The organism is Allobosea spartocytisi, from assembly GCF_014764685.1.
Lineage (GTDB): Bacteria > Pseudomonadota > Alphaproteobacteria > Rhizobiales > Beijerinckiaceae > Allobosea > Allobosea spartocytisi.
The window spans coordinates 92,460-106,049 of record NZ_JACXWY010000008.1 but is presented as its reverse complement, the minus strand read 5'-3'; the positions used below and the strand labels follow the sequence as shown (position 1 = coordinate 106,049).

General features: G+C 65.1%; 13 protein-coding genes. 10 read left to right on the top strand and 3 right to left on the bottom strand.

The window, feature by feature from the left end; all coding sequences use genetic code 11:
* Positions 1-95 precede the first annotated feature (95 nt).
* Complete coding sequence (locus IED13_RS14805) at positions 96-365, bottom strand: usg protein (RefSeq protein ID WP_092156555.1); 270 nt, start codon at positions 363-365, stop codon at positions 96-98.
* 262 nt (positions 366-627) lie between these two features.
* Here IED13_RS14805 and groES point away from each other — a divergent pair, with 262 nt between their 5' ends.
* The 5 genes from groES to htpG all read left to right on the top strand — a co-directional run bounded on the left by groES (position 628) and on the right by htpG (position 5,239).
* On the top strand, positions 628-942 hold the full coding sequence (gene groES, locus IED13_RS14800; protein ID WP_191124623.1) for a co-chaperone GroES: 315 nt from the start codon (positions 628-630) through the stop codon (positions 940-942).
* Positions 943-998: 56 nt separating this feature from the next.
* Positions 999-2,624 carry a chaperonin GroEL gene (gene groL / locus IED13_RS14795; RefSeq protein WP_191124622.1) on the top strand — a complete coding sequence of 542 codons (1,626 nt, stop codon included), beginning with the start codon at positions 999-1,001 and terminating at the stop codon, positions 2,622-2,624.
* 69 nt (positions 2,625-2,693) lie between these two features.
* A complete protein-coding gene (locus IED13_RS14790) occupies positions 2,694-2,909 on the top strand; it encodes a hypothetical protein (RefSeq protein WP_191124621.1) in 216 nt (71 codons plus the stop codon).
* Positions 2,863-3,237 carry a hypothetical protein gene (locus IED13_RS14785; protein WP_210323621.1) on the top strand — a complete coding sequence of 125 codons (375 nt, stop codon included), beginning with the start codon at positions 2,863-2,865 and terminating at the stop codon, positions 3,235-3,237. Before IED13_RS14790 ends, IED13_RS14785 begins: the two co-directional genes overlap by 47 nt.
* 118 nt (positions 3,238-3,355) lie before the next feature.
* Positions 3,356-5,239, top strand: coding sequence for a molecular chaperone HtpG (gene htpG, locus IED13_RS14780; protein ID WP_191124619.1), 1,884 nt, complete (start codon positions 3,356-3,358; stop codon positions 5,237-5,239).
* 368 nt (positions 5,240-5,607) lie between these two features.
* Here htpG and IED13_RS14775 read toward each other — a convergent pair whose 3' ends face one another.
* Both IED13_RS14775 and IED13_RS14770 read right to left on the bottom strand, forming a co-directional pair.
* A complete protein-coding gene (locus tag IED13_RS14775) occupies positions 5,608-6,861 on the bottom strand; it encodes an amidohydrolase family protein (protein ID WP_191124618.1) in 1,254 nt (417 codons plus the stop codon).
* 146 nt (positions 6,862-7,007) lie between these two features.
* The gene (locus IED13_RS14770) at positions 7,008-7,766 is read right to left on the bottom strand and encodes a GntR family transcriptional regulator (protein WP_112763681.1); all 759 of its coding nucleotides are present in this window, start codon (positions 7,764-7,766) and stop codon (positions 7,008-7,010) included.
* Positions 7,767-7,948: 182 nt separating this feature from the next.
* Between IED13_RS14770 and IED13_RS14765 the strand changes: the two genes are divergently transcribed.
* The 5 genes from IED13_RS14765 (at position 7,949) to IED13_RS14745 (ending at position 13,585) form a co-directional block, all read left to right on the top strand.
* Complete coding sequence (locus IED13_RS14765; protein ID WP_191124617.1) at positions 7,949-8,827, top strand: ABC transporter ATP-binding protein; 879 nt, start codon at positions 7,949-7,951, stop codon at positions 8,825-8,827.
* Between the two features lies 1 nt (position 8,828).
* Positions 8,829-9,602, top strand: coding sequence for an ABC transporter permease (locus tag IED13_RS14760; RefSeq protein WP_191124616.1), 774 nt, complete (start codon positions 8,829-8,831; stop codon positions 9,600-9,602).
* Positions 9,603-9,626: 24 nt separating this feature from the next.
* A complete protein-coding gene (locus IED13_RS14755) occupies positions 9,627-10,652 on the top strand; it encodes an ABC transporter substrate-binding protein (protein WP_038363453.1) in 1,026 nt (341 codons plus the stop codon).
* 18 nt (positions 10,653-10,670) lie between these two features.
* Positions 10,671-12,107: an amidohydrolase family protein gene (locus IED13_RS14750; RefSeq protein ID WP_191124615.1), complete on the top strand. Its 1,437-nt coding sequence runs from the start codon at positions 10,671-10,673 to the stop codon at positions 12,105-12,107.
* A gap of 188 nt (positions 12,108-12,295) precedes the next feature.
* Entirely contained in the window at positions 12,296-13,585 is a 1,290-nt protein-coding gene (locus IED13_RS14745; RefSeq protein ID WP_142022160.1) for an ArgE/DapE family deacylase, read from the top strand.
* The last annotated feature ends 5 nt before the right edge of the window (positions 13,586-13,590 follow it).

Below are 13,590 nucleotides of genomic sequence, written 5' to 3'. Positions count from 1 at the left end.
TTGGTTGAGCGCCGCGTCGAGCACCTTGCGCTGTCGGCGGCTGCAATGATGTTGGTAAGCCTTTTCTCCGGATCAAGCCCACCGAAACATCGACATTACTGGAGCCGGAATTCGCCGCTGACCGCACTGAGGTCGGCGGGGCCGATCAGGTCCTTGTGAGCCACGGTGATGCGGAACAGCTTGCCGTCGAGCTTGGCCTGCCAGAAGGCGAGGAACTTGTTGAGCTCGGGGAAGCGCGGGGCGAGGTCGTAGTCCTGCCAGATATATTCCTGCAGGATCGAAGGGTGGTCGGGCAGGCGGTAGAGAATCCCCGCGGTGGTCAGTCCATAGCCCGCGATCTGGCGGGCGAAGTCGGTCGAAGCCATTCCTTTCAGCTCCCTGGTTTCTCTGCGCCGATGGCAGCGCGTTTCCAACGCCTTGGCAAGCCGAAAGGTTGCGTTTGTGCTGCCTTTTCAGGCTGTTAGCACTCGGTCAAAAAAAGTGCTGCCAGCCTCTTGAAGGCAAAAATGGGGCAACCCAAATCATCGCGCGGGCACGGTGCCTTAGGGCTGCGCGGAACCTCGCCGCGAGACCCGCACAGGGCCGGCCCGCTTTGACATGTGACCGACATGGAAACTGGAGGAACTCATGAAGTTTCGGCCACTGCATGACCGCGTCGTCGTGAAGCGCATCGACGCCGAGGAGAAGACCAAGGGCGGGATCATCATCCCCGACACGGCCAAGGAAAAGCCGCAGGAGGGCGAGATCGTCGCCGTCGGCGCCGGCGCGCGCGACGAGACCGGCAAGCTCGTGCCGCTCGACGTCAAGGTCGGCGACCGCGTGCTCTTCGGCAAATGGAGCGGCACCGAGGTCAAGATCGATGGCCAGGACCTTCTGATCATGAAGGAGTCCGACATCATGGGCGTCGTCGAGGTGACCGCGACCCTCAAGCAGGCCGCCTGACGGGGCCTCTTCCAAACCACCAACCTGAAACCTCAAGTCTGAAGGAGTGAGGAATCATGGCTGCGAAGGACGTGAAGTTTTCGCAGGACGCGCGCGAGCGGATGCTGCGCGGCGTCGATACGCTGGCGAATGCCGTGAAGGTCACGCTGGGTCCGAAGGGCCGCAACGTCGTGATCGAGAAGTCGTTCGGCGCTCCGCGCATCACCAAGGACGGCGTCACCGTCGCCAAGGAAATCGAGCTGTCCGACAAGTTCGAGAACATGGGCGCCCAGATGGTGCGCGAGGTGGCGTCGAAGCAGAACGATGCCGCTGGTGACGGCACCACGACCGCGACCGTGCTCGCCCAGGCGATCGTCCGTGAGGGCGCCAAGGCGGTGGCCGCCGGCATCAATCCGACGGACCTGAAGCGCGGCATCGATCTCGCCGTCGAGGCGGTGACCAAGTCGCTCGGCGAGCATTCCAAGACCATCACCGGTTCGGAGGAGGTCGCGCAGGTCGGCACCATCTCCGCCAATGGCGACCGCACGATCGGCGAGATGATCGCCGAGGCGATGAAGAAGGTCGGCAACGAGGGTGTCATCACCGTCGAGGAAGCCAAGACCGCCGAGACCGAGCTCGACGTCGTCGAAGGCATGCAGTTCGATCGCGGCTACCTCTCGCCCTATTTCGTGACCAACACCGAGAAGATGGTCGCGGAACTGGAAGACCCCTACATCCTGATCCACGAGAAGAAGCTCTCGGGCCTCCAGACGATGCTGCCGCTGCTGGAAGCGGTCGTGCAGACCGGCAAGCCGCTGCTGATCGTGGCTGAGGATGTCGAGGGCGAGGCCCTGGCCACGCTCGTCGTCAACAAGCTCCGTGGCGGCCTCAAGATCGCCGCCGTCAAGGCTCCGGGCTTCGGCGACCGCCGCAAGGCCATGCTGGAGGACATCGCGATCCTCACCGGCGGCACCGCGATCAGCGAGGATCTCGGCATCAAGCTGGAGAACGTCACGCTCGACATGCTCGGCCGCGCCAAGAAGGTCCGCATCGAGAAGGAGAACACCACCATCGTCGATGGCGCCGGCAAGAAGGCCGAGATCGAGGCTAGGGTTGCGCAGATCAAGGCGCAGATCGAGGAGACCACCTCGGACTACGACCGCGAGAAGCTCCAGGAGCGTCTGGCCAAGCTCGCCGGCGGCGTCGCGGTGATCCGAGTCGGCGGCGCGACCGAGGTCGAGGTCAAGGAGAAGAAGGACCGCGTCGACGATGCCCTGAACGCCACCCGCGCCGCGGTGGAAGAAGGCATCCTGCCGGGCGGCGGCGTCGCCCTGCTGCGCGCGGTCAAGGCGCTCGAAGGGCTTGTGCCCGGCAATGACGACCAGAAGACCGGCGTCGAGATCGTCCGCAAGGCGATCACCGCGCCTGCCCGCCAGATCGTCGAGAATGCCGGCGGCGATGGCGCGGTCGTGGTCGGCAAGCTGCTGGAGTCGCAGGACTATGCCTGGGGCTACAACGCCCAGACCGGCGAGTATGGCGATCTGGTCAAGGCCGGCATCATCGACCCAACCAAGGTCGTGCGCACGGCGATCCAGGATGCGGCGTCGGTCGCAGGCCTGCTGATCACCACCGAGGCGATGATCGCCGAGGCGCCGAAGAAGGACCCGGCACCGGCCATGCCCGCCGGTGGCATGGACTATTGATACAGGGAGGGCGCTGCGGCTTTCGCGGCGCCCTCGGGCGCCCTCAACATTAAGCCGACGGAGGAGGCCATGCCGTTTTCATCCTTGACCGATCCCATCGACTTGGCCCGCGCCGAGGCTGCTCTCGAAAGGGCATGGGCGGAGCTCAAGCCGTCGCTTCCGCAAGGCGCAGACGAACGGGAGCGGAACAACCTCGCCTATATCGTGGCCTCGCTGGTCCCCCTGGCGCTCGACGAGGATGATCTGGCACAGCGTGCGATCGATCGGTTTCGCGAGAAGGCCTAAGCGAGAGGATCCGGGAAAAACGCCTCCATTCAGTTCATCTCCATCCTATTCGGCATCCGACATGACCGATGGCCCGCAGGAACCGCAGCACCTCTCACCTTCCGACCGCTTCAAGGCGCTCATCACCAACGCCGAAAGCGCGACATATGGGCTCAAGGACAATCTTTTGGCCGTCATGACACGGGATGGATCGGCAACGTGGCAGAGCGTCGCCGCCCATGTCGAGGCCCAATTGTCCGGCGCGGGCGAGTTCGCGACCGCGCGGTTGAATGCGATCCTCGCTCTGATCAGGACGCTATCCAATCGACAAGCCTCAGGCAGCGGATGAGCACCGTGTTCCAAGAGTTGCCCTCGATCCCGGCGCAGACGGGCTAGCTCGTCACGTTTCCGCAGGTTATCGCTCTTTGCTAGGGCCTCCCTGTTGCCCCTCTCTTCGAGAATTCCGAATGACAACGACCGCCACAGCCGAACATCGCAGCTTCGAAGCCGACGTCTCCCGCCTGCTGCACATGATGGTGCATTCGGTCTATTCCGACCGGGACGTCTTCCTGCGCGAATTGATCTCGAACGCAGCCGACGCTTGCGAGAAGCTGCGCTATGAGGCGATCGGCAAGCCCGAGCTTCTGGGAGAAGAACCGAAGCTCGCGATCACCATCTCGACCGATCCGGAGGCCGGCAAGCTGACCATTGCCGATAACGGCATCGGCATGAGCCATGACGAGATGATCGAGGCCCTCGGCACGATCGCCCGCTCCGGCACGCGCAGCTTCATGGAGCGGGTCGCAACCGCCGACGGCAAGGACGGCGCGCAGCTCATCGGCCAGTTCGGCGTCGGCTTCTATTCCGCCTTCATGGTCGCGACGAAGGTCGAAGTCGTCAGCCGTCGCGCCGATAGCGCGGAAGCCTGGACCTGGTCCTCGGACGGCAAGGGCGAGTTCTCGGTGGCGCCATCGCCCCTGGAAGAGGCTCCCGCACGTGGGACGCGCGTGACGCTTCATCTGCTGGAGGACGCCAAGTCCTATGCCGAGCGCTGGACCCTGGAGCGCATCGTCAAGGAGCAGTCCGGTCATGTGCCGGTGCCGATTTCGCTGATCACGGAGCCGGGAGCTGACGCGGTCGCCCTCTCCGACGGGGCCGCGCTCTGGACCAAGCCGAAGAGCGAGATCACCAAGGACGAATACGCCGATTTCTATCGCAGCGTCGCGGGGCAATATGACGAGCCGGCCGCCACGATCCATTTTCGCGCTGAAGGCCTGCACGAATATACCGCGCTCGCCTTCGTCCCGGGCGCGCGTCCGTTCGACCTTTTCGACGCCGATCGCAAGGGGCGGATCAAGCTCTACGTGAAGCGCGTCTTCATCACGGACGAGGCGGAACTCCTTCCGCGTTACCTGCGCTTCGTCCGTGGCATCGTCGACACCGCCGACCTGCCGCTCAACGTCTCGCGCGAGATGATCCAGGACAGCCCACTGCTCGCTGCGATCAAGAAGGGGGTCACCAGCCGTGTCCTCGCCGATCTCGCGAAACTGGCCGAACAGGAACCGGACACATTCCGCCTGATCTGGGACAATTTCGGCGTCGTCATCAAGGAAGGGCTTTACGAGGATTTCCAGCGCCGGGACCAGCTGCTCGGCCTCGCTCGATTCCGGACGACAGCCTCCGGCGAAGGGTGGCGCAGCCTCAAGGACTATGTCGGCGCGCTGAAGGAGAACCAGACCGCGATCTACTACATCGCCGGCGACGATGCCTCCCGGATTGCCAGCTCCCCGCAGCTCGAAGGCTTCCGCGCGCGCGGCATCGAGGTTTTGCTGCTGTCGGATCCGATCGACAGCTTCTGGGCGTCGACGGCACCGGATTTCGAGGGAAAGCCGTTCAAATCGGTGACGCAAGGCGCAGCCGATCTCGGTCTCATCCCATTGCTTGACGGCACGGCGCCTCCGTCGGCTGAAACGAGTGAGAAGATCAGCGCTCTGCTTGCATCAATGAAGGAGATTCTGGCCGAAGAGGTCGCGGATGTCCGATCCTCCGATCGGCTGACCGAGAGCGCGGTCTGCCTTGTTGCGTCAGACAAGGGGCCGGATCGCCAGTTCGAACGCTTGCTCAGCGCCGCGGGGCGCGTCGACAGCGCGGCCAAGCCGATCCTCGAGGTCAACCCGCGTCATGCGATGATCTCAGCCATCGCGTCTGCCGAAGATCAGGCGCTGCGGAACGACCTCGCCCATCTTCTCTTGGATACCGCCCGCGTCTTGGATGGCGAACGCCCGACCGACGCAAATGCATTCGCCGAAAGGCTGAACCGGCTGGTAACGCGAAGCTTTGGCGACAGCTGAGGCAATGGCGGGCTTTTCGCTATCGGCCAGCGCTCGCTCAAGTCTGTCGAGTGCTGACGAGAGCAATAGTGCCAAGCGGAATCCTGCCGGGACGACAAGCGCGGTGACTACACCCAGGCCTGCGCCTCCCCAGGAGCCCAAAATCATCGCCCCCAAAACAGCGTTGAGCATGCCATCAAAGGCTCGCGGGCCTCGCTCGATCAGCGGGACTGCCTGTCCCGCTGGCTGTCGATGTCGGCAGCATCGTGATCCGCCCGACTGCGCAGGACTGATCGCAGCTTCCCAAGGTGCGCTACTGCGGTGTTTCTGATTTCGTCCTGCAAGGCCGCCACATCAAGGCGAGCCCCCTTTGCGGCGCGACATCGTGGCTAGAGCGCACGTCTTGTCTCAGGTCCGTTCAATCGCGCGGGCGGCCGTTCGAAACTCAGACGCCCTCGCTTGTAGCCCGCGACGGGCTCCGCGATCTCGGCCAGAGCCTCGACTGCCGTCGTGGCATCGAGGATGATCAGGTCGGCGGGATTGCCGGGCGCGATGCCATAGTCGCCGAGCCGCAAGAGCCGGGCCGGAAGCGACGTGACGAGGTCGAGGCATGTTTGGAAACGGTCCGGCCCGCATTGCGCGACGTTGGCGTAAAGATTGGCCATACGCAGCAGCGAGGCATCGCCAAACGGCGTGAACGGGTTCAGGACGTTGTTCGTCGCGACCGTGCAGACCACGCCCTGTTCGATGAGCAGATGCACCGGCGTTACTCCACGCGGCCGCCCGTGCGTCACCTCTCTGCCGGTGAGATAGAGATCGGTCGCCGGCAGCACGGTGAGGCCGACGCCGGACCGGGCGAGACGAGAGCCGATGGCGGCCAGCGTCGCGGGCTCCACCATTGAAAGCTTGGTGACATGGCCGATCGCGACGCGACCGCCCCAGCCATGCCGCTCTGTCTGGCGGCAGATCTCGTCGAGATGCATCCAGCTCGGGTCGAGGTCGAAATCGAGGTGAAAGTCGAGATCGACGTCGAACTCCCGCGCGAGGGCGAAGAGCCTGGCCATCTGCGCCGTCGGATCGGCATCGGTATAGGGGCAGCCGCCGAGCAGGTCGGCGCCGTCGCGCAGGGCCGCGACGAGCAACGCCTCGGTGCCGGGATCGTTGGTCAACCCTTCCTGCGGAAAGACGCAGATCGAAAGATCCAGCGCCCAGGCATAGTCGACCTTCAAGGCCTTGATCGCCGAGAAACTGCGCAGGCCGACGCGCGGATCGACCTCGACATGGGTACGCATGCGGGTCGTGCCCTTGGCAATCGCCTTTTCGATCACGCGCGCGCCGCGCTCGTAGACGTCGGCCTCGGTGAAGTCGCGCTTCATGGCGGCGACCGCAGCGATCGCCTCGGCAAGGCCGCCGCGACTATGCTCGCAGCGACCAAGCAGGCAGGCCTTGTCGAGATGGATATGGCTCTCGACGAAACCCGGCACGACCACGCGGCCACCGACGACGACCTCAGGCGCATCGCACGTGATCCGTGGTGCGATGGCTGCGATCCTGCCGGCTCGCACGCCGATATCCTGCGGCTGGCTCTGGCCGGGGATGACGGCCTGGCGGAAGACGAGGTCGAGAGCGCTGTCGGTCGGCATGAATCTGCTTACGGACTGGTATTCAATGGGCAAAAAACATGCATGCACTTTATATGCCGAACCGCCGGCATCATGGGCGGAGGATGGACGTCCAGAACGACAGCGCCGAGCGCATCCTGCAGCAGCGCGGCACGTCGCCCGATCCGCTATTCCGCGGCGTCCAGACGGCGCTTGCGGCCCGGCCCGCCGGCCGGCGCGGGAGTCATGTCGGCATAAGGGGCAAGGATATCCATAATGTCGCGCCCACGCGGCTTCGCCTGCGCCACCAGGGCCCGCTCCGCGACGGAATCGAGATGATGGTGCATCAGGCTCGCAACCTTCTCGCCATCGCCCGCTTCGAGCGCGTCGATCAACAGGCGGTGTTCATTGATCGCGCATTCGGATGAATGCGGCCGACTGAACAGCGACAGGGTCAGGCAGCAACGATAGGCGATCTCGCTGACATAGCGGATCAGGACCGGGCTCTCCGTCATCGTCGCGAGCAGAACGTGGAACTCTGTGGCAAGCCGGATCGAGACCGCGTCCGGCCCGCCGCGCGCCGCGTCCTCCGCGTCGACATGGCCGCGAAGGGTTGCGAGCTGGGCCTTGCTCAGCCGCCCGGCAAGCTGGCGCACCACGAGCCGCTCCAGCTCGATCCTGATGTCAAATGTATCGCGCGCTTCCTGCCAGCTCGGCGTAGCCACCACGGCGATGCGGTTACGACGCAACTCGACCAGGCCTTCGGCCGCGAGCTGCCCGAGCGCATGGCGCGCGATTGTGCGGCTGACGCCAAAACGTTCGCCAAGCGCATCCTCGGGCAGCTTGGCGCCAGGCTCCAGCGCCTGCTCGATAATCGCGCGACGCAATGCACGGCAGATCGTCCCGACCTTGTCTGACGAGCCGTTCTCGCCCCTGTCACGCGCCATCGCCGGTCATCCGTTTCGACGGCCCGTCTTAGCGCTTAGCCGGCCCGCTTCGCAATGCATGCGGTGCGGAACTTCGCGCCACCAGGCGCTGGGGCACGGCATGGGAGCGTCTCGACGGCAACCGGCCTACGTTCAGTTGCCCATCGGATACAGAATGGCATTGCAATTGCATGCACTTTCTTATGAGCCAAGCCCATACGAAATTCGCGATCGTCAAGGGCGCGCCGCCCGAACCTGCTTCGCCGACACGCGCGGCGCTGGCGGTCGAGTTGTCGCAGACCTCCGTGACCTTCGGCAGCGGAGCAAGCGCCGTGCCGGCTCTCTCCGAGACGACGCTGCGCATTCCCGACGGCGAGTTCGTCGCGCTTGTCGGACCGTCCGGGTGCGGCAAGTCGACGATCCTGCGGCTGGTCAGCGGCCTGGTGCAGCCGAGCACCGGCGCCGTCATCGTCGGCGGGCGCGAGATCGCGGCGAAGGCGCTCAGGATCGGCATGGCCTTCCAGAACCCGACCATGCTGCCCTGGCTGACGATCGAACAGAACGTCATGTTGCCGCTCAAGATCGTCGAGCCTTTTCGCTCGCGTTTCCGGCAGGAAAAACGCGGCAGCTTCCGCGACAAGGTGCATGGGCTGCTCGCCCAGGTCGGGCTCAGTGGATTTGCCGGCAAATATCCCTGGCAGCTCTCCGGCGGAATGCTCCAGCGCGCCAATCTCTGCCGGGCGCTGATTCACGAGCCGCGCATGCTGCTGCTCGACGAGCCCTTCGGCGCGCTCGACCAGTTCACCCGCGAGGAGCTTTGGGCGATCCTGCAGGAGCTCTGGCTGGCGCATCGCCCAACCGTGCTGCTGGTGACGCACGACCTCCGCGAGGCCGGCTTCCTGGCGAGCCGGATCTGCGTGATGAGCGCCCGGCCCGGCCGCATCCTCGACGACAGCCCTGTCGAATTCGCGCGACCGCGCAGCATCGCCATGACCTTCGAGCCGGATTTCGTGGCGCTGAACCAGCGCCTGCGCGAGCTGATCGTCGATGCCCGCGCAGTCCAGACAGCAGGGAGCGCCTGACATGTCCATCAATCTGAAGCGGAGGTTCTGGGCGACCGGGCTGATCCTGCTGTTCTTCGTCGGCTGGGAACTGTTCTGCGTCATCTCCGGCATGTCGGACCTGATCCTGCCGCGGCCGAGCCAGGTCTTCGCGACACTGGTACAGCGTTTCCCGGTCCTGTGGCCGCATATCCTCCAGACACTCGCGACGACGATGCTCGGCTTCGTCCTCGGCGTGGCGCTCGGCGTCGTGCTCGGCGCGATCATCGGCGTCTCGCGCACGGCCTATGACACCGCTTACCCGCTGCTGATCGGCTTCTCGTCGATCCCGAAGGTCGCGGTGGTGCCGATCTTCGTGCTCTGGTTCGGCTCGGGCACGGTGCCCGCCGTGCTGACCTCGCTCTCGATCTGCTTCTTTCCGATCGTCGTGAACATCGCCACCGGCCTCGCCACCACCGAGCCCGAGATGGAGGACGTGCTGAAGGCGCTCGGCGCCAGCAAGTTCGACATCCTGTGGAATGTCGGTCTGCCGCGCACGATGCCGTTCTTCTTCGCCTCGCTGAAGGTCGCCATCACCTACGCCTTCGTCGGCACGGTGCTGGCGGAGACCGTCGCCTCCAATCGCGGCATCGGCAACGTGATGATGACCGCATCCTCCAATTTCAATGTGCCGCTGGTCTTCGCCGGGCTGTTCATCCTCGCGGGGCTCGGCGTCGCGCTCTACGTCGCCTTCTCGCTGATCGAGATGCGCGTCACCGGCTGGGCCACCCGCAAGAACGATTTCGCCGCCGCCTGACCACTTCACGAGGGGAGAACAATCATGCTGAAGACGTTCGCTGCGACGCTGCTCACCGGCCTAGCCTTCGCCGGCTCCGTGCTGGCGCAGGAGACCACGGTCAAGTTCACGCTCGGCTGGAAAACGCAGGGCTCCGATGCCGCCTTCTTCGTCGCCCGCGACAAGGGCTACTACAAGGCCGAGGGACTGAACGTCGTGATCGACCAGGGCGAGGGCTCGGGCGCGACCGTGACCCGCATCATGGGCGGCGCCTATGATGCCGGATTCGGCGATGTCAATGCCATCATCCAGAACGCCGCCGCCAAGCCGGGGGAGAACCCGGTCATGGTCTACATGATCTGGAACCGCCCGCCCTTCGCCATCTCGAGCAAGAAGGCGACCGGGATCACCAAGCCGGCCGATCTCGAAGGCAAGACGCTCGGCGGGTCGCAGGGTACGCCGACGACGCGTCTGCTAGAGGTCTTTGCGCGCAAGAACAATGTCGACATGGCCAAGGTCAAGCTGTCGAACATGGCGCCGAACCTCCAGGAGCCGCTGCTGATCAAGGGCGACATCGACGGCGCCCTGATCTTCAACATCACGAGCTATTTCAACCTCGTGCTCAATCGCCAGGACCCGGACAAAGACTTCAACTGGCTGATGTTCGGCGACTACGGGCTCGACCTCTACTCGAACGGCCTGATGGTCTCGCAGAAGCTGATCAAGGAGAACCCGAAGGCGGTTGCCGGCCTCGTGCGCGCCACCAACAAGGCCATGATCGAGATCGCCAAGGATCAGGCACTCGGCATGAAGAGTGTGATGAACTTCGACAACCTCGTCGACGAGAAGGTCGAGAAGCGCCGGTTGCAATACTCGTTCAGCGAGTTGATCGTCTCGCCGGAGATGAAGGAGATCGGCATCGGCGACACCAAGGATGACCGCATGACACGCGCCATCGGCATCATCGTGGAAGGCTACCAGCTCGCGCGCACGCCGAAGCCGGAAGAGATCTTCTCGCGCCAGTTCCTGCCGCCGAAGAGCGAGCGCGAGCTGGTCTACACGGCGAACTGATCCGGCGGAGCAAACGCCATGACCGAAGCGACCTTCGCGACGAGCCTGTTCAACGGAAGCGAGCTCGTCGCGAACGCTTCGCTTCACCATCAGGACGGCGTGATCGACGCCGTCCTGGTCGATCAGCCTGCGATCTCCGGCCCGCGCCGGCTGATCATCCCGGCGCTCGTCAACGCGCACGACCATGCGCGGCCGAGCATGACGTCCTTCGGCGCGGCCAACCTGCCGCTCGAAACCTGGATTTTGCGCTCGGCCCTCGGAACGCCGCCCGATCCCTATCTCGCCGCCGCGGTCTCGCTCGCCCGCAGCGCCCGCTCGGGCTGCGGTGCGATGATGGTCCACTACACCCGTCCGAGCGGCACGATGCCGATCGTCGCGGAAGCCCGGCAGATCGCCAAAGCCGCGGCGGATGTCGGCATCCGGATCGCCTTCGCACTGGCCGTGCGCGACCAGAACCCGCTCGTCTATGGCGAGAGCGCCGCCGTGCTCGATGCCTTGCCAGCCGAGGCGCGACAGCCGGTCGAGGATCTCTTCGTCAGGCCGCCCACGCGGCCCTCGGACTATCTCGATCTGATCGACGAGATCGATGCCGCGATCGCAGGCCCGCTGGTCGATGTCCAGTTCGGTCCGGCCGGCGTGCAATGGTGCTCGCCCGCGCTGCTCGAAGCCATCGCCGAGCGCTCGGCCACGACCGGACGGCGCGTGCACATGCACATGCTGGAGACGATCTACCAGCGCGCCTGGGCCGACCGGACCTTCCCGGACGGGATCATGCGCTACCTCAAGGAGATCGGGCTGCTCTCCGAGCGCCTGACGCTCGCCCATTGCGTCCATGCACGGCCGGACGAGCTCGACATGATCGCCGAATCCGGCGCGACGATCGTCACGAATTTCAGCTCGAACCTGCACCTGCATTCGGGCCTCGGGCCGATCGCGGAGGCCCATCGGCGCGGCTGCGCCATTGCGGTGGGCGTCGACGGTGCGGCCCTGGACGAGGATGACGATGCCATCCGCGAGATGCGCCTCGTCCAGCTCGCTCATGACGGGCTCGGCTTCAGGCGCAACTGGAGTCGTGCTGCGTTCCTGGGGCTCGCCATTCGCAATGGCCGACGGGCAACCGGAGCGCCGGGCTCCGGCGAGCTCGTCGCGAGCGCTCAGGCCGATTTCACGGTGATCGACCTGGACCATCTCGATCGCGACGCGATCATGCCTGTCGCCCCCCTCGACCTGCTATTCGCCCGCGGCAACATCGATTGCGTGCGCGATGTCGTGGTCGCCGGACGCTGTATCGTTCGCGATGGTGAACCAACCGGCATAGACCTCACGGCGCTTCAGGCGGAACTCCGGCAAATGTTTCGGCGCCATTTGCCGGGTTTCCGAAAGATGCAGGCAGCTTGGCCGGCCCTGGCCGACGCGACGGCTCATTGGTTCGAGCATGTGGGCTGCGGCTGTTAGCACCGGCATCGCCCTGTCCGGGCGGTGACCGTCTTGCCGCATCGGCTGATCCTGCGGAACCTCGGTTGCGTCAGGCGCAGGCCTTACATGCCGGCTTGGGGCTTCGTGCCGCGGCGCGGGGCCGTAGATTTCCAGGCCGGCCGTCAGCGGGCGAAGCCGATCTTTGGCAATTTGGACGGAGAGCAAGCATGTCCCTCGACCCTGCCCTGCGCGACAGGATTCTCGCTGCCGTCGATGAGGGCTTCGACGAACAGGTTCGCTACACGCAGGATCTCGTCCGCTTCGCCTCGACGCGCGGGCAGGAGCATACCGTCCAGGATTTCGTCTTCCGGGCGATGAAGGACCGCGGCTTCACCATGGAACGCTTCGCGATGGACCGGGAGGCGATTGCGGCCCATCCGGGCGGTGCGCCCTTCTCCGACAGCCATTCCGAGGCTCCGATCGTCGTCGGCATCCATCGTCCACGCGAAGAGCGGGGGCGCTCGCTCATCCTCCAGGCCCATGTCGACGTGGTTCCGGCCGGGCCGCGCGACCAATGGACCCACGCCCCGTTCGACCCGGTGATAGAAGGCGACTGGATGTATGGCCGCGGCAGCGCCGACATGAAGGCCGGGGCCGGAGCGAACCTGGCCTGCCTCGACGCGCTCAGGCGCATCGGCCTGCAGCCGGCGGCGACGGTCTATGTCGAATCGGTGGTCGAGGAGGAATCGACCGGCAACGGCGCGCTGATGACCCATCTGCGGGGATACCGCGCCGATGCCGCCCTTATCCCCGAACCGGAGCAGGAGATGCTCGCCCGCGCCAATATCGGCGTGCTCTGGTTTCAGTTTGAGGTGCGCGGCGTGCCGGCCCATGTCCGCGAGATGGGGACTGGCGCGAATGCCATCGACGCCGCCTATCGCGTCGTTGCCGCGCTGCGGAAACTGGAGGAAGAATTCAACGCCGAAAAGGCGGGTCGCCCGCATTTTGAGGACGAGCCGCACCCGATCAACCTCAACATCGGCAAGATCGAGGGGGGCGACTGGGCTTCCTCCGTGCCGTGCTGGTGCCGCGTCGATTGCCGTGTCGGGCTCTATCCCGGTGTGACCGCGGAGGAGACGGCCCGGCGTATCGAAGACTGCATCCGTGCCGTATCCCGTACCGATGCCTTCCTCGCCAACAATCCCCCCAGGGTGACCTTCAACGGCTTCTGGGCCCAGGGCTACGTGCTCGAGCCGGGCAGCGAGGCCGAGGCCGTTCTCGGCCGGGCGCATGAGGCCGCCATCGGCAAGCCGCTGAAATCCTTCATGACGGCAGCCTATCTCGATGCCCGGGTCCATGCGCTCTACGACCGGATTCCGGCGCTCTGCTACGGCCCTTCGGGCGAAGGCATCCACGCTTTCGACGAGCGGGTGAGCCTCGCCTCGGTCAAGCGCATCACCGGCGCCATGGCGCTGTTCGTGGCGGAATGGTGCGGCGTCGAGGCCTTGAAAGACTGAATGGC